Origin of the sequence: Sulfitobacter sp. DSM 110093 (assembly GCF_022788715.1) — a bacterium.
In the GTDB taxonomy this organism is placed as follows: domain Bacteria; phylum Pseudomonadota; class Alphaproteobacteria; order Rhodobacterales; family Rhodobacteraceae; genus Sulfitobacter.
In genome coordinates, this window is record NZ_CP085167.1 from 70269 (window position 1) to 92333 (window position 22065).

Below are 22065 nucleotides of genomic sequence, written 5' to 3' on the forward strand. Positions count from 1 at the left end.
CCTCTAGTTCCGGTCGGAAATCAGCTTTCCCACCAGTTGTGCCGTGTAATTCACAATCGGCACGATACGTCCATAATTTAAGCGTGTCGGGCCAATGACACCCACGGCTCCGATCACCTTACGATCAGCGTTCATATAAGGGGAAACGACCAGAGAGGAACCCGAAAGTGAGAAAAGTTTGTTTTCTGACCCGATAAAAATGCGCACACCGTCCCCATCTTCGGCCAGTTCGAGGAATTCGGCAATGTCCCGCTTGCGCTCTAGGTCGTCAAACAGGCTGCGGATACGGTCGAGGTCTTCGGCCTCCCCCTCTCCACTCAGCAGATTCGACCTGCCTCGGACGATCAAGCGTTCAGGATGCTCCCCTTCCCCGTCCCACAGGACCGCGCCACTTTCGACCAGTTGCTGCGCCAGCACGTCAATCTCTTGGCGGCGCTTGGCGATCTCTTGTTTGATGCTTCGCTGCAATTCACTGATCGTCTTTCCTTCGACAAAGGCGTTGAGAAAATTCGCCGCCTCACGCATCGAACTTGGGGTTTGGCCCGGCGGCGGGGTAAACAGCCGGTTTTCCACATGCCCATCCGAGAAAACCAACACCACCAGCGCCCGATCCGGCGAAAGTGAGACAAATTCGATGTGTTTGATCGGCGCTTCGTGCTTTGGCGTCAACACTAAGGAAGCGCCATGAGTAACGCCCGATAGGGCCGAACCGATACGATCCAACAACCCACCGACATCAGAGGAATTGTTACCCAATGTCGCGTCGATCTTCTCGCGGTCCAGCTCAGTAGGGTCGCCAATCTCGATCATGCTATCGACGAACATCCGCAATCCCAACTGCGTCGGAATACGCCCGGCAGAGACATGCGGACTGTCCAACAGACCCAGATATTCGAGATCTTGCATCACATTGCGGATCGTCGCAGCGGACACTTTTTCACTGAAATCCCGCGTGAGCGTCCGCGAACCGACCGGATCACCGTTTTCCAGATATCCTTCTACCACCCGGCGAAACACTTCGCGGGACCGGTCATTCATGTCTTTCAGCAGTTCAGGCGTGTTTTTCATCTATGCTCGCTCTCATGTCTAATAAAGGTACAAGCCGGGCAAACGTCAATCGGGGTTGCATCAAAGCCTTGTGGGGCGGTATCCCCGGGCAACATTAAAAAGGATATGTCATGCGTCCCTCTGGCCGGAAACTCGATGAAATGCGCGCCGTCTCGATCGAGACAGGTTTCACCAAACATGCTGAAGGTTCGGCCCTGATCAAAATGGGCGACACCCATGTGCTTTGCACCGCTACAATCGAGGACCGCGTGCCCCCGTTTATCAAAGGCTCCGGTCTGGGCTGGGTGACCGCAGAATATGGCATGCTGCCCCGTGCGACCAACACGCGGATGCGCCGAGAGGCCGCTTCGGGCAAGCAAGGGGGTCGCACGGTCGAGATCCAGCGCCTAATCGGCCGCGCCCTGCGCGCAGGCGTTGACCGGTCTGCTCTGGGCGAGCGTCAGATCACCGTCGATTGTGACGTGCTTCAGGCCGATGGCGGCACGCGCTGTGCGTCGATCACCGGCGGCTGGATTGCGCTGCGTTTGGCGGTGAACAAGCTGATGAAAGCGGGTGATGTCGTCTCTGATCCACTGGTTGATCCTGTCGCCGCGGTAAGCTGTGGTATCTATGCGGGCCAACCGGTGCTTGATCTCGACTACCCCGAAGACTCTGAGGCAGGCGTTGACGGTAACTTTATCATGACCGGTTCGGGCAAGTTGATCGAAGTCCAGATGAGCGCCGAAGGCTCTACCTACACCCGTGACCAGATGAACCAACTGATGGACCTTGCCGAAAAAGGCGTTGGTGAATTGGCGGAAATCCAGAAATCGGTTACTGCATGACCCGCACATTCACCGAAAACCGTATTCTGATTGCGACGCATAACGCTGGCAAGCTTGAGGAAATGGGCCAACTCTTTGCACCCCATGGGGTGACCGTGGTCGGCGCGGCAGAGATGCAGCTGCCCGAGCCGGAAGAGACTGAAACCACTTTCGTGGGCAATGCGCGGATCAAGGCACATGCTGCCGCAAAGGCCACTGGAATGCCCGCCCTAGCCGACGATTCAGGCATCGAGGTTGAAGCGTTGGGTAACGCCCCCGGTGTCTATACCGCCGATTGGGCCGAGACCGAAAATGGCCGCGATTTCATCATGGCCATGACCAAGACCCACGATCTCCTAGAAGAGAAAAACGCCCCCCACCCTCGCCGTGCCCGCTTCTGTGCGACCTTGGTACTGGCGTGGCCGGATGGCCATGATGAGGTATTCGCTGGGAAGGTTAACGGCACCCTAGTCTGGCCCATGCGCGGTAAGCAGGGTCACGGATATGATCCGATATTCCGGCCGGATGGACATGACATCACCTTTGCCGAGATGGACGCCGATCAGAAAAACAGCATCAGCCACCGCGCTGATGCCTTTGCCAAATTGATTGCGGGCTGTTTTGGCTGAAGATTGGCAACAGGGCGGCTTCGGTCTTTATATCCACTGGCCATTTTGCGAAGCGAAATGCCCCTATTGCGACTTCAATTCGCATGTCAGCCGTACAATCGACCAGCGCGCTTGGCGCGACGCCTACCTAAGCGAATTACAGCGCGCTGCCGATGAAACCCCGGGGCGTGTGCTCAACGCGGTTTTCTTCGGTGGCGGCACACCCAGCCTAATGGACCCTGACGTCGTGGCAGACATTATTTCTGCCATTAGACGCCACTGGCCCACAGCCAATGATCTCGAAATCACACTCGAGGCCAATCCCGGCTCTGTAGAGGCAAGCCGCTTCGCCGCCTATCGGCAGGCGGGCGTTTCACGGGTCTCGATGGGCATTCAGGCCCTAAACGACGCGGATCTTAAACGTCTTGGTCGGCTACACTCGGCCCAAGAGGCTATGACAGCCTTTGATATTGCACGCGGCACGTTCGAGAGGGTGAGCTTCGATCTTATCTACGGTCGGCAGGATCAAACCGCTGCCCAGTGGAAAGCAGAGCTAAAGCAGGCCCTATCCCTCGCGATAGACCATATTTCCCTCTATCAACTTACAATCGAACAAGGCACTGCATTTGGGGATCGGTACGCGCGCGGCAAGCTGCGTGGCCTGCCGGACGAAGACCTCGGCGCGGATATGTTCACCTTGACGCAGGACATCTGCAATGAAATGGGCATGCCCGCCTATGAGGTTTCAAACCATGCACGGGACGGTGCACAATCCCGGCACAACCTGATCTATTGGCGTTATGGCGACTACATCGGAATTGGCCCCGGTGCGCATGGAAGAATAACCTTGGACGGTCAAAAGCTAGCTACGGTGGCCTATAGCAATCCGCAGCGCTGGCTTGATGGTGTTTCGAAGTGCGAATCCGAAAAGCCCAGAGCAATGATAAGCAGGAGCGAACAAGCAACCGAGTTTCTTTTGATGGGCTTACGCCTGAAAGAAGGCGTTGACCTCAACCGCTACGCCGCCATTGCCGGGCATGAAATTGATCAAGACGCTGTCAATCACTTGCAAGACCTCGGTATGGCGGCGCGCGAAGGTGATCGATTAACCGTTTCAGATCAGGGCGTTATCGTATTGAACGCCGTGATCGAAACGCTTCTTCCCTAGGCTCCGCCCAACAGGCGGCAGATCTCGTCCAACTGATCAAGCGATGTATAATGCAATGTTACCTTGCCAGCTTCTTGGCCGGACTTGTGGTCCAAAACCACCTTCATTCCGAGGTTGGCTGACAAATCGCCTTCAAGCGCCTGTGTGTCAGCATCTTTCTCTGAGCGCTGCGAGAGACGGTCTTTATTTACCATATTACCACGCTCGCCAGCATGGTCTTTCTTGACCAAAGCCTCGGTCGCCCGTACAGATAGACCGCCCTTGACGACTTGCTGAGCCAATTTCATCGGGTCTTTCGCCGGGATCAGGGCCCGCGCGTGGCCAGCACTCAGCTCATTCTGGCGAACCATCTCTTGAACAGGGTCAGGAAGGTTCAAAAGCCGCAGCAAATTTGCAATATGACTCCGGCTTTTTCCGAGCGCCTCGGCCATCTTTTCCTGTGTATGCCCGAACTTGTCCATCAACTGTCGATAGCCAGCAGCTTCTTCTACCGAGTTCAGGTCCGCACGCTGAATATTCTCAATGATTGCAACTTCAAGAACTTCAACATCGGTGAATTCGCGCACGATGACCGGTAGGCTATGAACCTTCGCAATCTGTGAGGCACGCCAGCGGCGCTCACCGGCAACGATTTCAAAGTTACCATCGCTCATCGCACGAACGATCAGCGGTTGGATAACGCCCTTCTCGCGAATTGAAGCCGCAAGATCGTCAAGATTATCTTGCTCAAATCGCTTACGCGGCTGGTCCGGATTTGGCTTGATCCGCTCAATTGGGATGAACTGCTCCGCCGCCGCGGCCCCCTTAGCGGCAACGCTTTCTGTCTCTGCTACATCAGCCATCAGCGCCGAAAGCCCCCGGCCAAGGCCCCGTTTACGCTCTTGTCTATCTGCCATACTGCCACCTTATTAACCATTGTTTTTTGTTAGCTCCGACGCCAAGTCCCGGTAAGCCACCGCCCCTTTCGAGGAAGGGTCATAGCTTAGAACTGGCATGGCAAAGCTTGGCGCTTCACTTACCCGAACATTCCTTGGGATCATTGTTTGGAAGACGAGTTCTCCCAAATTCGCGCGTGCGTCATTCTCGACCTGTTGCGACAGGTTATTGCGCCGATCGTACATCGTAAGAAGGACCCCCTCAATGCGCAGGTCTTTGTTCCCACTTTGGCGGACCTCACGGATTGTGAGCATAAGCTGCGATAGCCCTTCGAGTGCGAAGAATTCGCTTTGTAACGGGACGAGCACAGAATGCGCAGCAATCATCGCATTCACCGTCAAAAGGTTCAAAGACGGAGGACAATCAATGAGGATATAATCGAAATGGAACTGATCCATCTGAGTTTGGCGCAAAGCGTCATGGAGGAGGAAGCTTCGTTTTTCATTCGCGAACAGTTCGATATCAGCGGAGCTGAGGTCCACGGTTGCCGGTACGATGAAAAGACCTTCGGTTTCGGTCTTCTGTATAACCTGTTCCGGCTCGATATCGTCTAGAAGAAGTTCGTATGTTGTATACTCGCGATCCTCAACCTCGATCCCGAGACCCGTGGATGCGTTCCCCTGCGGGTCGAGGTCCACGACAAGGATCCGCTTCCCAGCTTCGGCGAGCGCAGCAGCTAGATTAATTGTAGTGGTCGTTTTCCCAACACCACCTTTCTGGTTCGCAATAGCGATGATTTTTGGTCCGGTTGGCCGGGAAAGGTCAGACACGAGTGATTTCCTTGATTTTCAAAATGGCCGCGTCTGGGTCTGTCTTACTTTGAATAGCATCGCATTCATAAGACCACAGGTGCCGCGCAGCTTCATCTTCTTCCTTCCAGCTTTTGCCTTTGGGAAAAAGTGCCACGCCCAACGGATCAAGATGCATCTCACAGAAACCAAGGAGGCTCGTAAGATCACTTAATGCACGTGCCGAGAGGACATCCGCTTGTTGGTACTGGAGTAGCTCTATCCGTTCATTCTCTACCGTGGCAGAAAGCTCTAACTCCCGGATCGCCGTACGTAGAAAGGCACACTTCCTCTGGTCGCTCTCGACAAGCGTAACTTTAAATCTCTCTTTTTCTTGATTGAGTATGGCCACCACAATTCCGGGAAACCCTCCGCCGCTGCCTAGATCCACCCAGTGACCTTCGGTTTTGACAAGCGAGAAGATCTGGGTCGAATCCATGATGTGCCGTTCCCAGAGTTCGTCCAAACTGGTTTTAGAAACCAGGTTGATTTTCGGGTTCCACCTTCGAACTAGCTCGGAAAACATGTTCAGCTTGTCAAATGTTTCACGTGAAACATTTAGCGCTTCGAGATCGCTCATGCAGACTTCTTCCTCTCGCCCCGTTTAATCCGCGCTAGAATCAATGTAAGCGCAGCTGGAGTCATTCCGTCTATTCTAGCCGCCTGAGCCATTGTTTCGGGTCGCGCCTGCGAAATCTTGAACTTTAACTCATTCGAGAGACCTGAGAGTTCATTGAAGTCAAAAGAATTTGGGATTTCAAGCATCTCATCTTTTTTCAGGACGTCGATCTCTTTTCGCTGGCGCTCAATATAGGTTGCGTATAGCGCATCGCGTTCGACCTGCCGGCGAACCTCGTGCGAAAAGTCAGCAAGCTGAGGTACAAGCGGGATCAGGTCCTCAAACAGGACATTGGGAAAGGCCAATACCTGCAGCCCAGTCCGCTTTGATCCATCTTGATTGACGTTGATGCCGGAAGAAAGAAGTTCGTTAGGAATAAATACCCGCTCAGACAAAAGCGCCTTAGCAAGTTCAAGCGATACAACTTTCGCTTTGAAACTCGTCATTCTTTCCTCTGAAACACACCCGAGTTCTAGACCCACCGGAGTCAACCGCTGGTCGGCGTTATCAGCGCGCAAGGACAATCTGAATTCTGCGCGGGATGTGAACATGCGATACGGCTCTGTGACGCCACGGGTTGTAAGATCGTCGATCATTACGCCGATATAACTATCAGACCGGCTGAATGCGACACTATCCCGACCCTGTGAGGCAAGCGCTGCATTCAATCCCGCTACCAGACCTTGCGCAGCTGCTTCCTCGTAACCGGTTGTGCCGTTGATCTGACCGGCTAGGTACAAGCCTGGCACGGACCGCACAGATAAAGTTAGCGACAGCGCCCGGGGATCAACGTAATCATACTCGATTGCGTAACCCGGCTGAAGAATAACCGCGTTCTCCAAACCGACCATACTACGGACATAGGCTTCTTGCACATCTGCAGGCAGTGACGTTGAGATACCGTTTGGATATACAGTATGGTCGTCCGCCCCTTCGGGCTCTAGAAAGACCTGGTGAGATTCTTTGTCAGAAAAGCGCACCACTTTATCTTCGATTGAGGGGCAGTAGCGCGGCCCTATCCCATCGATATGCCCCCCATACATCGCCGACCGTTCGAGGTTGTCACGGATGATTTCGTGAGTCTTTGGATTGGTATGCGTGATACCGCAGGCAACTTGGGTGGCTGAGATATGTTCCGACATAAACGAAAAAAGAATAGGTTCTTCGTCTCCCGGCTGTGTCTCTAGAGCATCCCAGTTTATAGTACGGCCGTCTAGCCGTGGGGGGGTGCCAGTTTTCAGTCGGCCCATCGGAAGATCGAAGGAATCGATCCTCTCGGCCAACCTAACGGAAGCCTTATCTCCCATCCGGCCCCCATGATGGGATTCGTCGCCGATATGGATCACACCCCGCAAGAACGTACCTGTCGTCAGAACCACCGAACCGGAACTTAGCTCTCTCCCGTCTGCAAGACAAACGCCAGTTACAGACCCAGCGTCAATCAAAAAATCAATAACCTCTCCTTCAACGATCGAGAGGTTCGACTGTGATTCAATTTCGCGAAGCATTTCGTTGCGATAGATCTTTCGATCAGCTTGCGCGCGCGGGCCTTGAACTGCCGGCCCCTTTCTCCGGTTAAGAAGGCGAAATTGGATGCCGGCCTTGTCTGCTACGCGACCCATCACGCCGTCCATAGCATCAATCTCACGGACCAGATGGCCCTTGCCCAAACCACCAATTGCGGGATTACAGGACATTACACCAATGCCATCGCGGCTCATTGTCACCAGTGCGGTATTGGCCCCTAGGCGAGCGGATGCGTGAGCTGCCTCAGCGCCCGCATGCCCCCCACCAATCACGATCACATCAAAATGTTTCACGTGAAACACTCCATCATTTACCTACGCAAAAACTGGTGAAGATCTCATCCAGTAAGTTTTCAACATCAATTCGCCCGACAAGAGTTTCAAGCGCTCGTATGGCGAACCGAAATTCTTCCGCTGCCAGATCATAGCTATCCGGCCCTAGGCTTAGAATAGCATCAACTTCCGACAAACACGAGACAGCTTCCTCTAAAGCGACGCGATGTCGCTCATGGGTCGCTAAACCAATGGTAGAACTCCGTTCAGAAAGGGTTGACCGGATCCGATCAATAAGTTCGGACACGCCCAGCCCGGTTTTTCCCGAAATCCCATCACCCATGTCGCCAGTGAGATCTGCCTTAGGTCTCAACACGATATCCTCAGGCGTTGGGGCAATCATAAGTGTCTCCCCCGACGACGCAAGGAAGACCCTTAAATCGGCCGACTTTGCGCGCGCAATCGCTCGCTCAACACCGATCGATTCGATCTGGTCCTCGCTATCACGCAAGCCAGCTGTGTCGAGAAGAGTGACTGGAAGCCCCCCGAGGTCCATCCGTACTTCAATAACGTCTCGGGTGGTTCCAGCGATTTCTGATGTTATCGCTGCATCACGACCGGCAAGCGCGTTAAGAAGAGTCGATTTTCCAGCATTAGGCGCACCGATGATCGCAATCTCAAAGCCGCTTCGCACACGTTCAGCGACATGAGTTCCGCTAATTTCGGCTTTAAGTTCCGCACTCACCTTTTGGAGCAATGCATCGACTTCAGGGGTCACATCAAGCGGAACTTCCTCATCCGCAAAGTCGATTGTGGCCTCCAACAAAGCAGCCGCCCTAATCAGATCTTTGCGCCAATATTCAACCCGTGCGCCGAGGTGCCCGGACAGAACCCGGACCGCTTGCTTTCGCTGAGCTTCGGTTTCGGCTTCGATCAAATCCGCAAGTCCTTCGACCTGGGCCAGATCAAGCTTTTCGTTTTCTAACGCCCGCCGCGTAAACTCTCCAGCGTCGGCCATTCGGGTATCTGGGAAATCCGATAGCAACGACAGCATCGCACGGACCACGGCGATTGAGCCGTGGAGGTGCAGTTCAACCACATCCTCGCCGGTAAACGAATTCGGCTCAGGAAAGCTCAGCACCAAGGCCTGATCGATAACCTCTCCATCAGCGCCCCGCAGGGTACGCAGTACGCTATCGCGCCCGATCGGGCGTTTACCGGAGATCTTGTGCGTGATCCCAAAGGCCTGCGGACCTGAAATGCGGATCACCGCAATCCCGGCACGGCCCGGCGCTGACGCTTGGGCGAATATCGTATCCATAATTCACTAACCTACTGTTATCTTTAAATAACTTAGGTGTTCATAGAGTCGAAGAAGTCAGAATTTGACTTTGTTTGCTTTAGTTTACCCAGCAGGAATTCGATCGCGTCAGTCGTGCCCATCGGGTTGAGAATACGGCGCAACACGAACGTCTTTTGGAGGTCGACTTTATCGACCAATAGGTCTTCTTTCCGTGTGCCGGATTTAAGAATGTCGATCGCTGGGAAGACGCGTTTGTCAGCGATCTTGCGATCAAGCACGATTTCAGAGTTACCGGTACCTTTAAACTCTTCAAAGATCACTTCGTCCATCCGGCTGCCCGTATCGATCAGCGCAGTCGCGATGATGGTGAGTGAGCCGCCCTCTTCGATATTCCGTGCGGCACCAAAGAAGCGTTTCGGGCGCTGCAATGCGTTGGCATCCACACCGCCGGTCAGAACCTTGCCGGAGGACGGTACAACGGTGTTGAACGCACGCCCCAAACGCGTGATAGAATCGAGGAGGATCACGACGTCACGCTTATGTTCGACAAGACGTTTGGCCTTTTCGATCACCATCTCGGAAACGGCCACGTGACGGGTCGCGGGTTCGTCAAAGGTGGAAGACACAACCTCCCCCTTCACCGAACGCTGCATGTCGGTGACTTCTTCGGGGCGTTCATCGATCAGCAAGACGATTAAGTAACATTCTGGGTGATTTTTTTCGATGCTGTTTGCGATGTTCTGCAACAACACGGTTTTACCTGTGCGCGGTGGGGCCACGATCAGCGAACGCTGGCCTTTACCGATTGGCGACACAAGGTCGATAATCCGGGCTGAGCGGTCCTTGATCGTCGGGTCGTCGACCTCCATCGTCAGGCGCTCATCGGGGTACAGTGGCGTCAGGTTCTCAAAGGCAACCTTGTGGCGTGCTTTTTCGGGCGCTTCGAAGTTGATCTTGGTCACTTCAGTCAGCGCGAAATAGCGTTCGGTGTCGTCAGGCGCTTTGATCAACCCTTCGATGGTGTCCCCGGTGCGCAGCGACCATTTGCGTATCATGTCGGGCGAGACATAGATGTCATCAGGGCCCGGCAGGTAGTTTGCTTCCGGAGAGCGCAGGAAACCGAATCCATCTTGCAACACTTCCAAGACACCGTCGCCTGAGATCTCCCAACCATCATCCGCGCGTTCGCGGAGAATTTGGAACATCATCTCGCCTTTACGCATGGTCGATGCGTTTTCGATTTCCAGCTCTTCGGCCATGGCGAGCAGGTTTTTCGGCGTCTGCGCCTTAAGATCAGCGAGGTTCAGCGTTTCGATTGTCATGGGGCATCCTGTTCAGCCGCAGCAGAATGCGGGCTGGTCGATCATTTGAATGTGGCAAGCAGAAACCGCCCCGGACGGGACAGTGGCGCAGATATAGGCAAGGGTGGCGCTTGAGTCAATTGCTTCAGAATTTCACGATGACAGAGAAGACGATAACGATCATCAGCAGCGTCGGAACTTCGTTCAGCATGCGAAACTGACGGCCAGTGACGCTACTTTGGCCCTGTTCGACCGACTTTACCTGTTTTTTTAGCCAAACATGGAAAACCGTCATTGCGATGACGCTTGCGCCTTTCGTCCAAGGCCAGATCATCGTCCAGTCCACAATTCCGGGCGTTAGAACGAGGGCGAGGCCGAAAACCCATGTTGCCATCATCGCGGGCCGCATGATGACCTGAGCGAGCTTGTATTCCATCATCGAGAAAGTGTCGTGCATTTGACCGGCGGAACCGGCCTGTTCCACGTGATGCACGAAAAGACGTGGAAGATAAAACAGCGCGGCCATCCAACTGATGACGGACACGATATGGAGCGCTTTGATCCACGGATAGGCAAAGCTGAGAAGGTCAAACATGGGTAGGGCTCCGGTGTGCGTGCTTCTTTCTTAATAAATAAGAAAAGAGAAAAGATGTAGTTGATTGTAGGGATGCGGATTCCTGTGGATTAATGATTTATACCATTGGTTATCAACAGGTGAACAAACTTCGCGGACCCCTGTGGAAAAAACCTCTCCGATTCGGGAAAATTTAAATCCTTCAAAGACTTGTCAGCGTATTTTCCGGGGGACAAAATGTATCGAACCGGGGATAACCAGTGAACTTGAGAGGTTATACGCACAAGTAGCTTATCCCTATCCATCGGGGTGGGAATCGGCGACAAAAACCGCGACTCGGGGCGAGATTTGCGGGCTTGTGCTGTCAACGTTTATCTCGCAGAACAAATCCTCAAGATTTGCGCCAGTTCATCACAGGGTTATCCACATGCCGAAAAAAATCGTCCTCGCCTCCGGCTCGGAGATACGTGCACAGCTGCTGGCCCAAGCCGGGGTTGAGCATGAGGTGATCCCGGCGCGGATAGATGAAGAGATGATCACCGCCGCACTGCGAGCTGAAGGTGCCAAGCCACGCGATATCGCCGATACATTGGCCGAGATGAAGGCCCGTAAGATAAGCGAAAAGAACCCCGGCGCACTGGTCCTCGGCTGCGATCAGGTATTGGAGCATCGCGGCGAGATGTTGCACAAGCCACGCGACCGCGATGATGCCATCACCCAGTTGCTGCAGCTTCGCGGGGGCCGGCATTCTCTTTTGGCGGCTGCGGTGCTTTACCAAGACGGTGAACCACTTTGGCGGCATATTGGGCAGGTGCGACTGCGAATGCGCGAAGCGACCGACGCTTATATTGCCGACTACGTCGATCGAAACTGGGAGAGTATCCGTCACGCAGTGGGCTGCTATAAGTTAGAAGAAGAAGGCGTACGACTGTTCAGTCAAATCGAGGGGGATTACTTTCACGTCCTCGGTATGCCATTTCTTGAGTTGCTGAACTATCTGACGCTGCGCGGAGACCTCGAGACATGAGCCTGTCGAAAATCCCCCTTGCTGGAGTGATTGGATCACCCATCGCGCATTCCAAATCGCCGCAGTTGCACGGCCATTGGCTAGAGACCTACGGTATTGCAGGCCATTACGTCCCCCTTGATGTTGAGCCGAGCGATCTGGAAGAGGTGCTAAGAACGCTGCCCAAGATGGGCTTTGTTGGGGTGAACCTGACCCTTCCGCATAAAGAAGCAGTGATGAAGATTGCAGATCTCATTACTGATCGCGCCACACTGATCGGCGCGGCCAACACATTGATATTTCGTGCAGATGGCAAAATCCATGCGGACAATACGGATGGCTACGGGTTTATCGAAAACCTCAAAGTTGGCGCACCTGAATGGGATCCGAAGGCCGGGACGGTGGCACTGCTGGGCGCAGGCGGCGCGGCGCGGGCTGTGGTTTCTTCGCTTCTTGACGCGGGCGTGCCTGAGATCTGCCTGTCGAACCGGACCCGCGTGCGCGCCGAACAATTGCAGCACGACTTTGGCAGCCGCGTGAAGGTTGTCGATTGGGTGCAGGCAGGCAATATGCTGGCGCACGCGAATTTAGTAGTGAACACCACTTCGCTTGGCATGATCGGCAAAGGGGCATTGCGTGTGCCGCTGGACGGCTTGCGCCCTGGCACAGTGGTGACAGATCTCGTTTATACGCCCCTGCGCACGCATCTTTTGGAAACGGCCGAGGAAATGGGCTGCGTCACGGTCGACGGCCTTGGCATGTTGCTCCACCAGGCGGTCCCCGCGTTTGAGCGTTGGTTTGGCCAACGGCCAGAGGTTGACCGCGCCACGCGAACGGCGGTGCTGCGCTGATGTTCCACCTGGGGCTGACCGGATCGATCGGCATGGGCAAGTCGACCACGGCAAAGATGTTCGCCGAGGAAGGCTGTGCAGTTTGGGACGCGGATGCGGCGGTGCATCGGTTATATGCCGCCGGTGGCGCGGCTGTGGCGCCGATGCAGGGGGCTTTTCCGGCGGCAATAGAAGCGGGCAGCGTTTCACGCAGCGCGTTGAAAGAGATAATCGCCACCGATCCCACCGCCCTGCCCCGGATTGAGGCGATTGTGCATCCTTTGGTGGCCCAAGACCGCGCGGCTTTCCTTGCTGATGCCACCAGCGACATTGCTGTTCTCGACATTCCGCTGCTGTTTGAAACCGGCGGTGAGGCTGCGATGGATGCGGTGGCCTGCGTGATTATCCCCGACACCCTCCAACGCGACCGCGTGCTTGCCCGTGGCACCATGACCGAAGTGCAATTCGACGCCATCCGCACCAAGCAGATGCCCGCCAAAGAGAAATGCGCACGAGCACACTATGTGATAGAGACCGACACGCTTGATCATGCCCGCGCGCAGGTCCAAGCGGTGATCCGCGATATAAGGGAAAAGCTAAGCCATGCGTGAAATCGTGCTCGATACCGAAACCACTGGTTTTGATCCCGAAAGCGGCGACCGTATCGTCGAAATCGGTGCAGTTGAGTTGATGAACCATATGGCCACCGGCGAGACCTATCATCAGTACATCAACCCCGAACGCGGAATGCCCGAAGAGGCGTTTCAGGTGCACGGGTTGGGCGACGACTTCCTGCGCGACAAACCCAAATTTGCTCAGATCGGCAAATCGTTCCTTGATTTTATTGGCACATCAAAGCTGATCATTCACAATGCCGCTTTCGATATCAAATTCCTAAATGCCGAGCTGCGCTGGATGGGCCTGCCGCAGATCCCATGGGAACAAGCGCTCGATACGCTGGAAATTGCCCGCAAGCGTTTCCCGGGCTCGCCCGCGTCGCTTGATGCGCTCTGCCGCCGCTTTGGCATCGACAATACATCGCGGACCTTGCACGGCGCGTTGCTCGACAGTGAAATTCTGGCCGAAGTTTATTTGGAGTTGATCGGCGGGCGGCAGCCCGATTTTGCGCTATCGTCTGCTCCTGAGCAGAAGGCCGGTCAACCGGACACACGCTGGACCCCGAAACCGCGGCCCAATCCCCTGCCCTCATGTCTGACAGAGGCCGAAGCCGCCGCCCATTCCGAGTTTATCGGTAAATTGGGCGACGACGTGCTGTGGAAACAGCTTGGTTAACGCTTAGGCGTCGGCTTTTGGCGGGTTTTCGGCCTGACGGCGCGCGACTTCGTTGCGGTAAAGCGACAGGAAGTCGATGTTCTCAAGGTTCAGCGGCGGGAAGCCACCGTCACGCGTCACGTCGCTGACAATGCGGCGCAAGAACGGGAAGATCATGCGCGGGCATTCGATCAGCAGGTAGGGGTGCATCTGCTCCTCGGGGACGTTGTCGACCTGAAAAATGCCGACATAGTCAATTTCCAACACGAAAAGCGTTGCGTCGCCGTCTTTCGCCTTTGAGGTGATGTTCAGCTTGATCGCCGTCTCATACTGGCTTTCCCCGGGGCGCTTTTTCGCGTCGAGGTTCACCTGAACCTGAACGTCAGGTTGCACATCCGCAGGCGCACCCTTTTGCGCCATGATGTTCTCAAAGGACATGTCGCGGATGAACTGGCCCAGCACGCGCATCTGCGGTTGTTTGGGTTGCGGTGTTTCGTTTTCTGCCATGGTCTGTGTCCTGTTGTGGTTAATATCTTAAATCTACCCGGACTTAGCAGGTCGGCACGGGCCGCTCAATCCTTTGTCCAGCCGGATGGCCCTTTGGTCTGGCGTGGCTGTTCGGGAATCTCATGAAAATCGCCGTCGATCACATCGCCACGCGGATCGCGTCTACCCTGGGGGCCGGGGCGCGGGCCCATACCGGCGCCGGGCGTGCCAAAGCTTTGGATGTTCACACGGTCACGGATCGCACGGTAGGCCGTCGCCCGAAAGCTCGGGATCAGGAAGGCAAAGCCGACTGCATCGGTGAAAAAACCCGGCGTCAGCAAAAGTGCGCCGGAAAAAAGGATCATCGCGCCATGTACCAAAGGTTCCGTCGGGTCGCGCAGATCAGAGAAAGAGCTGCGCAGTTGCCCCATGGCTATTGCCCCCTGAGAACGCACCAACCACGTGCCCAGAATGGCAGTGAATACCACAACGGCAAGTGTCCAGCCGAGCCCGATAGCGCCTCCGACTTGGATGAAAAGCGTGATCTCGATAAGAGGCACGGCGATAAATGCGATCAATAGCCACATGCGGCAGGGTCCTTTCGCTGGGGGCAGAGTGGACTTGCCCCGGTCGAACACCTACATAAGAGCTTAACTCGCATGTTTCCATGCCACCCCTGAATGAGGTTTCGATGAATTCTCCCCTGATACAGCTTCTGGTGCTTGCCGGTATCGCCGTATTCCTGATCCTGCGCCTGAAAAATGTGCTCGGCACACGTGAAGGTTTTGAAAAGCCTCCTGTCAGCGATCAAACGCCCGCTGCCCGCAGTGGTCCGTCGTTCGAGGTGATCGAAGGCGGACCGGATCTCGATATTACCGATCACGTCCCCGAAGACAGCACTTCGGGCAAAGCGCTTGCCGAGATGAAGCGCGTTGAACCGTCTTTTGGTGTGAACGATTTCTTGCAAGGCGCACGCGGCGCTTATGAGATGATCGTCATGGGCTATGAGCGCGGCGATCTTGCGGAAATTCAGCCTTTCTTGGCCGAGGATGTATACGAGAGCTTTGTTGACGGTGTGGCCGCCCGCGAAGACCAAGGGCTGACAATCGAGGCCAATTTCATCGGCGTGCGTGAACTGGAGCTGATTGACGCCAGGATGGATGAGGGCACGAACGAAGCCGAACTCACCATTCGCTTTGTCGGCGAATTAACCTCGGCGGTGCGCAACCGTGAAGGGGAGATTGTCGAAGGCAGCGTCAACGAAATCAAACGCCAAAAAGATACATGGGTCTTCGCCCGTGTCATGGGCTCGGATGATCCGAATTGGCTGCTGGTTTCCACAGACGGGTAGCGCGTGCCCTTTGCGCATTTGCGCTGTTGGCCGGTGTATCAATGAACACGCCGGCCACAGCAGAAGTGCATTATACGGTTATGGATTTCGACCAGCTTGACGGCTGGGCCGACGATGACCACGCCGCCGCGTTTGAGGTTTTCACCAGCACCTGCGGGGATATGAAAGACATCGACTGGCGTGCGCTGTGCAAGCTGGCGAAAGACGGATTAGACCCGCGCCAGTTCTTTGAGCTTTTCTTCCGACCAGTGCTGATGGAAGATGGTCAAGACGCGCTATTTACCGGTTATTTTGAACCAGAACTTGATGGTGATCTCTACCCTTCTGCGCGTTTCCAGTATCCGATCTACGCCATGCCGCCCGAGGCCGAGGAGGTTCGCCCGTGGCTGACCCGACGCGAGATCCTAGACGGCGAAGTGATGCGCAACCGGGGGCTGGAAATCGCATGGGTCGATGACCCGGTGGAGCTTTTCTTTCTGCAAATTCAAGGTTCTGGTCGTATCCGCCTGCCCGATGGCAGCTATCTGCGTGTCGGCTATCGCGGTGCCAACGGCCATGATTACCGTTCGGTCGGGGTCGAATTGGTGCGGCGCGGGGTTTATGAGGCGCATCAAGTAAGCGCCGATGTGATTAAGAACTGGGTGCGCCGTAACCCCGAGGATGGTCGCGAATTGCTGTATCACAACCCGTCCTATGTATTTTTCCGTGAGGTTAGCCGCGTGCCCGCCGATAAAGGGCCGCTGGGGGCGATGAACCGCTCTATCACCACCCTACGCAGCGTCGCAGTGGACCCGGCCTATGTCCCACTGGGTGCGCCGGTATGGTTAGAGAAAGAAGGCAAGAAACCGATGCGTCGTTTGATGGTTGCGCAAGACACCGGCTCGGCCATCAAAGGCACGCAGCGTGCTGATGTATTTTTTGGCACCGGAGACAAGGCAGGCCGCGCCGCTGGGCGCTTGCGCGATCCGGGTCGGATGATGGTGCTGATGCCAATCCAACGCGCCTATGCTTTCTTACCCGAAAGCGCGATATGAAACGGCGGCGGTTAAATGACGATGACCTAGCGCTTTGGCGCCGGGTGACCGAGCGGACTGAAAAGCTGGAAATGAGCAAGCTTTTCACGCCCGAAATCGACGCGCCCGCCCCTGCCCCGCCACAGGTGCGACGGGCCAAGATAACGCTTCAGGGCAGCAAACCCCAGACGACCGCGAAAAAGCGCAGCAACGATCTGCGCCCCACCTTGAGTGAACAGATGAAGGCCGCACCCGTTCAGATGGATCACAAGGCTTTCGGCAAGATGAAACGTGGCAAGCTGCGCCCCGAAGGCCGGATTGACCTGCATGGCATGACGCTTGACCGCGCGCATCCCGCGCTGAACGGCTTTATCATGGACGCCCACGCGCGCGGCAAACGGCTGGTGCTGGTGATTACCGGCAAGGGCAAACGCCGTGACGAAGGCGGGCCGATCCCCGTGCGCGATGGCGTGCTGCGCCATCAGGTGCCACAATGGCTGGCGATGCCGCCGCTAAGCGCGTTGGTGCTGCAGATTACACAAGCCCATATCAGCCATGGTGGCGGCGGCGCATACTACGTCTATCTACGCCGCCATCGTTAACGGGGCAGCCAAGGTTTATAGCGGTGGATCGCCCATGTCGCGAGACCGGCGGCGATTAGGTAATACACTGCAATTGGAAGCATTTGCTGCGGGAAATCGACGCCAAGGTCAATGAAAAGCCCCGTAACCCCCGGCCCAATAGCCGACCCAAAGACCATCAGTGCCGCTGCAACCGCTTTGATCGAACCCACATGCCGTGTGCCGTAATATTCCGCCCAAAACGCCGCCGGTGCAGTCGATTGCATCCCCTGCCCGGCACCAAAGATCACCAACGCGATCCCTGCCATCCACAGCGTATCGGCATAGGCCAATACAACGAAAGACAACGCAAAGGGCAGCATCTGTATGCGCAGCACGCGGCTGACGCCAAAGCGGTCGATCGCCCAGCCGGAAAGGAACGTACAGGCCACCGCCGATAGAGTGTAAACCGGCATCAGCGCCACAAACTCGACCAGCTCCCAGCCCTTCACCTCGGTTAGGTGCACCTGTTGAAAGAACAGCGCCGTGCCCCATGCTGCGGGGCCGATGGCCATCGGGATCATCATCCAGAATAAGCCAGAGCGCAGCATTTCACCCCGTGTCCAATGGCGCCCGTTCATGCCCGCGCGCTGCGCCTGATCGGCCATGCTTTGCGGTGTTCGCTCTTGCCGTAGCAGCAGTAGGATCGCGGGGATCGTCAACACCACCAGCACCGCAGCCAGCACCCAAAGGCTACGCCAATGAGAACTGGCGAAAAGCGCTACAAAAATCACTGGTAGAAATGCCTGACCGGCCGCGAAACCCATTGAGGAAAGCGAAAGCGCCTTCCCGCGCGAGGCTTCGAACCAGCGGACCATGGCGACCTGTCCCAGCTGAGACATCATCCCCTGTCCGGTCAGCCGCAGTGCATAGATGACAAAGATCAGCGCGATCCAGTTTGGCACCGCTGCCATTGCCAAACAGGCACCAGCAAGCGCCACCATCACGCCAAAGGCCAGCGCCCGGACGCGGAACCGGTCCGTCAGCACCCCGGCCCAAACCATGGTTATCGCCGAAAGCGTGGTGCCAACGGTATAGATGCCACCCCATTGACCGTCACTTAGGCCGAAATCACCCTTTATCACCCCCGCAAACAGAGAGATGAAATAGGTTTGCCCATAAGACGAGGTAAAGGTGAGCAAGAAACCAGCCAGCAGAAACAGCCAGTTACGCCGCAAAAATCCAAGGTACTCCATGCCCCTTTCATCGCCGGGGCATGGAGGAAAGGGAAGCCCTAAAGAACGTAGCGGCTAAGATCCGTCGAACGGGTCAATTCGCCCAAGTTCTTTTCAACAAAATCCGCATCGACGGTGATCTCTTGCCCCGAACGGTCTGGCGCGTCGAACGAGACTTCCTCGAACACCCGTTCCATCACGGTATAGAGCCGCCGCGCACCGATGTTTTCAACCGACGTGTTCACATCCGCCGCAATTTTGGCCAGCGCTGCGATGCCTTCTTCGGTGAAGGTGACGGTCAGTTGCTCTGTCTCCATCAGGGCAGTGTATTGGCGGGTCAGGGCGTTGTCGGTTTCGGTCAGGATGCGGACAAAATCCTCTTCGGTCAGCGCCCGCAGTTCCACGCGGATCGGCAAACGGCCCTGAAGTTCGGGCAGCAGATCCGATGGTTTAGCGATGTGGAACGCACCCGAAGCGATAAAGAGGATATGATCGGTTTTCACCGGGCCATGTTTGGTCGAAACGACTGTGCCTTCGATCAGCGGCAACAGATCGCGCTGCACACCTTCACGTGAAACATCACCACCACGCGCGTCAGAACGGGCGCAGACCTTGTCGATTTCGTCAAGGAATACGATACCGTTCTGCTCTACGGCTTCGATGGCGGCGCGGTTCACGGCCTCATCATCCAGCAGTTTGTCGGCCTCTTCGCCCAACAGCACCTCATAGCTGTCAGCAACGGCGAGGCGCTTTTTAGTGGTACGCCCGCCCATGGCTTTGCCGAACAAATCGCCAAGGTTCATCATCCCTGCGCCGCCGCCGGGTTGGCCGGGAATGTCCATCATCGGGAACGGGCTGGAGGTGTCGGCGACCTCAAGCTCGATCATCGTGTCGTCCAATTCACCGTTGCGGAGTTTCTTGCGGAACATCTCACGCGTTCCATCACGGGCGTCAGTCCCGGCGATGGCGTCGATCACGCGCTCTTCGGCGGCTTGCTCTGCCTTGGTCTTCACATCCTCGCGCATGAATTCCCGGGTCATGGCGATAGAACTGTCGAGCAGATCGCGGATGATCTGTTCGACGTCCCGGCCGACATAGCCGACTTCGGTAAACTTGGTGGCTTCGATCTTAATAAACGGCGCACGGGCCAACTTGGCTAAACGGCGGCTGATCTCGGTCTTACCGACGCCGGTGGGGCCGATCATCAAGATGTTTTTGGGATACACTTCGTCGCGCAGATCATCCGACAGCTGCTTGCGTCGCCACCGGTTGCGCAGCGCCACGGCGACGGCGCGTTTGGCGTCATTCTGGCCGATGATATAGCGGTCCAGTTCGGATACGATCTCGCGGGGGGTCAGGTCAGTCATGCGGTGATTTTCTCCACGGTGAGTTTGCCGTTGGTGTAGACGCAGATGTCGGCGGCGATCGCCATGGCGTCGCGGGCGATGGTTTCGGCATCACGGTCGCTTTCCATCATGCCGCGTGCCGCGGCGAGGGCGTAGTTCCCACCCGAACCAATCGCGGCGACTTCGTGCTCCGGCTCCAGCACATCGCCCGCGCCGGTGATGACCAGCAGGTCTTTCCCGTCGGTCACGATCAACATCGCTTCCAGCTTTTGCAGGTACTTATCGGTGCGCCAGTCCTTCGCCAGCTCAACACTCGCACGGGCCAGTTGCCCCGGTGTCGCTTCCAGCTTGGCCTCCAGCCGCTCCAGCAGTGTAAACGCATCGGCAGTAGAGCCCGCAAACCCCGCCACAACGTCATAGCCGCCGGGGCTAAGTTTGCGCACTTTGCGCGCGGTGCCTTTGATTACGGTCTGGCCAAGGCTGACCTGTCCGTCACCGGCAATCACCACTTCGCCGCCTTTTTTGACGCCAATGATCGTGGTCCCGTGCCAACCGGGGAAATCGTCGTTCTGTGCCATGGGGCCTCCTGTCGCTTGGCGTCTATATGGCCCCCGTGGCAAGGCAGGACAAGGGCAGCGGCGCTTGTGGGCGGACGGGCGGCGGTCTAGCCTCTGCGCTATGCAGGATCGCGCCCACGTTGATATCTATCTGGAACCCCCACTGCGGGAGAGCGCAGAAGCTGGCGCACATAACTTCATTAGTAAAGTCGCCCGTGTTCTTGTGAATGCCCAACTTAGGGTCACATACCGCAATATCGACGACCCTTTAGGTGACCCAAATGGCCTATCACTGACCCATATGGCCCCTGCCCCAACGGCGCACGGCTTGGTGTTTCGCCGCTGCTACCACTACCCGTTCTGGCAGATCGAAGCGCGACCAGAGCGTTGGCTATGGGATGTGGCCCAATCCAAGTTTGATCCAGTGAATATCGACCCTGAGGCTGTAAAACGGTTCTATAAATTTTGGCAAAAACGCCTGTTTGGCGAAGCTCCGCAACAAGCTCGCCGGGATGGGCCGATCTATGTGCCGCTACAGGGCCGCCTGTTACAGCGGCGGCCGTTCCAATCGTGCAGCCCGCTAGCGATGTTAGGGCATACGCTCGCGCACTGCCCGGGCGCTGTTGTGGCGGCCTTGCACCCAAAAGAAGCCTATAGTTCAGAGGAGTTGTCGGCGCTTGAAAGCCTTGCAGCGCGGCACCCGCGTCTAACCCTGACATCGGGTGATATGGAGCTTCATTTGCAGGGCTGCGATTTTGTCGTGACCCAGAATTCTGCGGCTGCTTTCTCAGGGTATTTCTTTGGAAAACCGGCCCTGTTGTTTGGTGAAATCGACTTTCATCATATCGGTGTCAGGGCAGATCTGGCAGATCTCAGCCACAGCTTTGCCGTTGCTCAACAGGCTACGCCGAATTTCGCGGCTGATCTATGGTGGTTCTGGCAAGAGAACTGCATCAACGCAGGTCGGGCGGAGGCCGAGAAGAAGATTGCCGCAAGGTTTCGTCGCTTTGGCTGGCCGGTGTAGCCCCCAATGAAAAGGGCGCCCCGAAAGGCGCCCATTTTCGTAACGATAATTCAGTAAATTACTGAATTTAGATGGATTCTTCGATCCAGCTTTGCAGAGCGGCCTTTGGGCGCGCACCAGCAAGGTTCGATACGACCTGACCGTCTTTAAAGATGAACAGCGCCGGAATACCGCGCACGCCAACCTGAGCGGGCGAGTTGGGGTTTTCGTCGACGTTGACTTTAACGATCTTCACGCGGCCGTCCATTTCAGCCGAAAGCTCTTCCAGCGAAGGGCCAATTTGTTTGCACGGGCCGCACCATTCGGCCCAGAAATCGACCAGAACCGGAATGTCCGAATTTTTGACTTCGGCGTCGAAAGTGTCGTCGGTGACTGCGACGGTTGCCATGATGCTCTCCTGACAGGAATGGGTTGAGGC

At 56.1% G+C, this 22065-nt stretch carries 25 protein-coding genes; 11 read left to right on the forward strand and 14 right to left on the reverse strand.

Annotated elements, in window-relative coordinates; translation table 11 throughout:
• Window positions 1-3: 3 nt before the first annotated feature.
• Window positions 4-1068, reverse strand: coding sequence for a heat-inducible transcriptional repressor HrcA (gene hrcA, locus DSM110093_RS00315; RefSeq protein WP_243266182.1), 1065 nt, complete (start codon window positions 1066-1068; stop codon window positions 4-6).
• Window positions 1069-1178: 110 nt separating this feature from the next.
• Between hrcA and rph the strand changes: the two genes are divergently transcribed.
• The 3 genes from rph to hemW are packed head-to-tail and all read left to right on the forward strand — an operon-like array spanning window position 1179 to window position 3647.
• Window positions 1179-1892, forward strand: a complete 714-nt coding sequence (gene rph, locus DSM110093_RS00320) for a ribonuclease PH (RefSeq protein ID WP_243266183.1) — start codon at window positions 1179-1181, stop codon at window positions 1890-1892.
• A complete protein-coding gene (gene rdgB, locus DSM110093_RS00325; protein WP_243266184.1) occupies window positions 1889-2500 on the forward strand; it encodes an RdgB/HAM1 family non-canonical purine NTP pyrophosphatase in 612 nt (203 codons plus the stop codon). Before rph ends, rdgB begins: the two co-directional genes overlap by 4 nt.
• Window positions 2493-3647 carry a radical SAM family heme chaperone HemW gene (gene hemW / locus DSM110093_RS00330; RefSeq protein ID WP_243266185.1) on the forward strand — a complete coding sequence of 385 codons (1155 nt, stop codon included), beginning with the start codon at window positions 2493-2495 and terminating at the stop codon, window positions 3645-3647. The genes rdgB and hemW overlap by 8 nt, the downstream gene beginning before the upstream one ends.
• On the opposite strand, the gene DSM110093_RS00335 is transcribed toward hemW, so the two are convergent.
• From DSM110093_RS00335 to DSM110093_RS00365, 7 genes are all read right to left on the reverse strand, one after another.
• Window positions 3644-4543, reverse strand: a complete 900-nt coding sequence (locus DSM110093_RS00335; protein ID WP_243266186.1) for a ParB/RepB/Spo0J family partition protein — start codon at window positions 4541-4543, stop codon at window positions 3644-3646. The genes hemW and DSM110093_RS00335 overlap by 4 nt on opposite strands.
• A 12-nt stretch (window positions 4544-4555) precedes the next feature.
• Complete coding sequence (locus DSM110093_RS00340) at window positions 4556-5353, reverse strand: ParA family protein (protein WP_243266187.1); 798 nt, start codon at window positions 5351-5353, stop codon at window positions 4556-4558.
• On the reverse strand, window positions 5346-5951 hold the full coding sequence (gene rsmG, locus DSM110093_RS00345; protein WP_243266188.1) for a 16S rRNA (guanine(527)-N(7))-methyltransferase RsmG: 606 nt from the start codon (window positions 5949-5951) through the stop codon (window positions 5346-5348). The genes DSM110093_RS00340 and rsmG overlap by 8 nt, the downstream gene beginning before the upstream one ends.
• Window positions 5948-7810, reverse strand: coding sequence for a tRNA uridine-5-carboxymethylaminomethyl(34) synthesis enzyme MnmG (mnmG, locus tag DSM110093_RS00350; RefSeq protein ID WP_243266189.1), 1863 nt, complete (start codon window positions 7808-7810; stop codon window positions 5948-5950). Before mnmG ends, rsmG begins: the two co-directional genes overlap by 4 nt.
• A 13-nt stretch (window positions 7811-7823) precedes the next feature.
• Window positions 7824-9110 carry a tRNA uridine-5-carboxymethylaminomethyl(34) synthesis GTPase MnmE gene (mnmE, locus tag DSM110093_RS00355; RefSeq protein ID WP_243266190.1) on the reverse strand — a complete coding sequence of 429 codons (1287 nt, stop codon included), beginning with the start codon at window positions 9108-9110 and terminating at the stop codon, window positions 7824-7826.
• Between the two features lie 32 nt (window positions 9111-9142).
• Entirely contained in the window at window positions 9143-10414 is a 1272-nt protein-coding gene (gene rho / locus DSM110093_RS00360) for a transcription termination factor Rho (RefSeq protein WP_243266191.1), read from the reverse strand.
• Between the two features lie 124 nt (window positions 10415-10538).
• The gene (locus tag DSM110093_RS00365; RefSeq protein WP_243266192.1) at window positions 10539-10988 is read right to left on the reverse strand and encodes a CopD family protein; all 450 of its coding nucleotides are present in this window, start codon (window positions 10986-10988) and stop codon (window positions 10539-10541) included.
• A gap of 406 nt (window positions 10989-11394) precedes the next feature.
• On the opposite strand from DSM110093_RS00365, the gene DSM110093_RS00370 reads away from it, so the two are divergent.
• Genes DSM110093_RS00370 through dnaQ form a run of 4 tightly spaced genes read left to right on the forward strand, consistent with a single transcriptional unit; the run spans window position 11395 to window position 14096 of the window.
• Window positions 11395-11994, forward strand: coding sequence for a Maf family protein (locus tag DSM110093_RS00370; protein WP_243266193.1), 600 nt, complete (start codon window positions 11395-11397; stop codon window positions 11992-11994).
• Window positions 11991-12824, forward strand: a complete 834-nt coding sequence (locus tag DSM110093_RS00375) for a shikimate dehydrogenase (RefSeq protein WP_243266194.1) — start codon at window positions 11991-11993, stop codon at window positions 12822-12824. The genes DSM110093_RS00370 and DSM110093_RS00375 overlap by 4 nt, the downstream gene beginning before the upstream one ends.
• Window positions 12824-13414, forward strand: a complete 591-nt coding sequence (gene coaE / locus DSM110093_RS00380; RefSeq protein WP_243266195.1) for a dephospho-CoA kinase — start codon at window positions 12824-12826, stop codon at window positions 13412-13414. Before DSM110093_RS00375 ends, coaE begins: the two co-directional genes overlap by 1 nt.
• Window positions 13407-14096 carry a DNA polymerase III subunit epsilon gene (dnaQ, locus tag DSM110093_RS00385; protein WP_243266196.1) on the forward strand — a complete coding sequence of 230 codons (690 nt, stop codon included), beginning with the start codon at window positions 13407-13409 and terminating at the stop codon, window positions 14094-14096. Before coaE ends, dnaQ begins: the two co-directional genes overlap by 8 nt.
• 3 nt (window positions 14097-14099) lie before the next feature.
• Here the strand turns inward: dnaQ and secB are convergent, their stop codons facing one another.
• Together secB and DSM110093_RS00395 are read right to left on the reverse strand one after the other, a co-directional pair.
• On the reverse strand, window positions 14100-14582 hold the full coding sequence (gene secB / locus DSM110093_RS00390; protein ID WP_243266197.1) for a protein-export chaperone SecB: 483 nt from the start codon (window positions 14580-14582) through the stop codon (window positions 14100-14102).
• A 65-nt stretch (window positions 14583-14647) separates the two neighbouring features.
• Window positions 14648-15148: an FxsA family protein gene (locus tag DSM110093_RS00395; protein WP_243266198.1), complete on the reverse strand. Its 501-nt coding sequence runs from the start codon at window positions 15146-15148 to the stop codon at window positions 14648-14650.
• Between the two features lie 104 nt (window positions 15149-15252).
• On the opposite strand from DSM110093_RS00395, the gene DSM110093_RS00400 reads away from it, so the two are divergent.
• The 3 genes from DSM110093_RS00400 to DSM110093_RS00410 are packed head-to-tail and all read left to right on the forward strand — an operon-like array spanning window position 15253 to window position 17527.
• Entirely contained in the window at window positions 15253-15912 is a 660-nt protein-coding gene (locus DSM110093_RS00400; protein WP_243266199.1) for a Tim44/TimA family putative adaptor protein, read from the forward strand.
• Between the two features lie 41 nt (window positions 15913-15953).
• Window positions 15954-16946 (forward strand): MltA domain-containing protein, encoded by a 993-nt coding sequence (locus DSM110093_RS00405; RefSeq protein WP_243266200.1) that lies wholly within the window; start codon window positions 15954-15956, stop codon window positions 16944-16946.
• The gene (locus DSM110093_RS00410; RefSeq protein WP_243266201.1) at window positions 16943-17527 is read left to right on the forward strand and encodes a Smr/MutS family protein; all 585 of its coding nucleotides are present in this window, start codon (window positions 16943-16945) and stop codon (window positions 17525-17527) included. Before DSM110093_RS00405 ends, DSM110093_RS00410 begins: the two co-directional genes overlap by 4 nt.
• Here DSM110093_RS00410 and DSM110093_RS00415 read toward each other — a convergent pair.
• Genes DSM110093_RS00415 through hslV form a run of 3 tightly spaced genes read right to left on the reverse strand, consistent with a single transcriptional unit; the run spans window position 17524 to window position 20644 of the window.
• Window positions 17524-18741 (reverse strand): MFS transporter, encoded by a 1218-nt coding sequence (locus DSM110093_RS00415; RefSeq protein WP_243266202.1) that lies wholly within the window; start codon window positions 18739-18741, stop codon window positions 17524-17526. The genes DSM110093_RS00410 and DSM110093_RS00415 overlap by 4 nt on opposite strands.
• Window positions 18742-18779: 38 nt before the next feature.
• Entirely contained in the window at window positions 18780-20087 is a 1308-nt protein-coding gene (gene hslU / locus DSM110093_RS00420; protein WP_243266203.1) for an ATP-dependent protease ATPase subunit HslU, read from the reverse strand.
• On the reverse strand, window positions 20084-20644 hold the full coding sequence (gene hslV / locus DSM110093_RS00425) for an ATP-dependent protease subunit HslV (protein WP_243266204.1): 561 nt from the start codon (window positions 20642-20644) through the stop codon (window positions 20084-20086). The genes hslU and hslV overlap by 4 nt, the downstream gene beginning before the upstream one ends.
• Window positions 20645-20744: 100 nt before the next feature.
• Between hslV and DSM110093_RS00430 the strand changes: the two genes are divergently transcribed.
• Entirely contained in the window at window positions 20745-21647 is a 903-nt protein-coding gene (locus DSM110093_RS00430) for a hypothetical protein (protein ID WP_243266205.1), read from the forward strand.
• A 67-nt stretch (window positions 21648-21714) separates the two neighbouring features.
• Here DSM110093_RS00430 and trxA read toward each other — a convergent pair whose 3' ends face one another.
• Window positions 21715-22035, reverse strand: a complete 321-nt coding sequence (gene trxA / locus DSM110093_RS00435; protein ID WP_243266206.1) for a thioredoxin — start codon at window positions 22033-22035, stop codon at window positions 21715-21717.
• Window positions 22036-22065 lie beyond the last annotated feature (30 nt).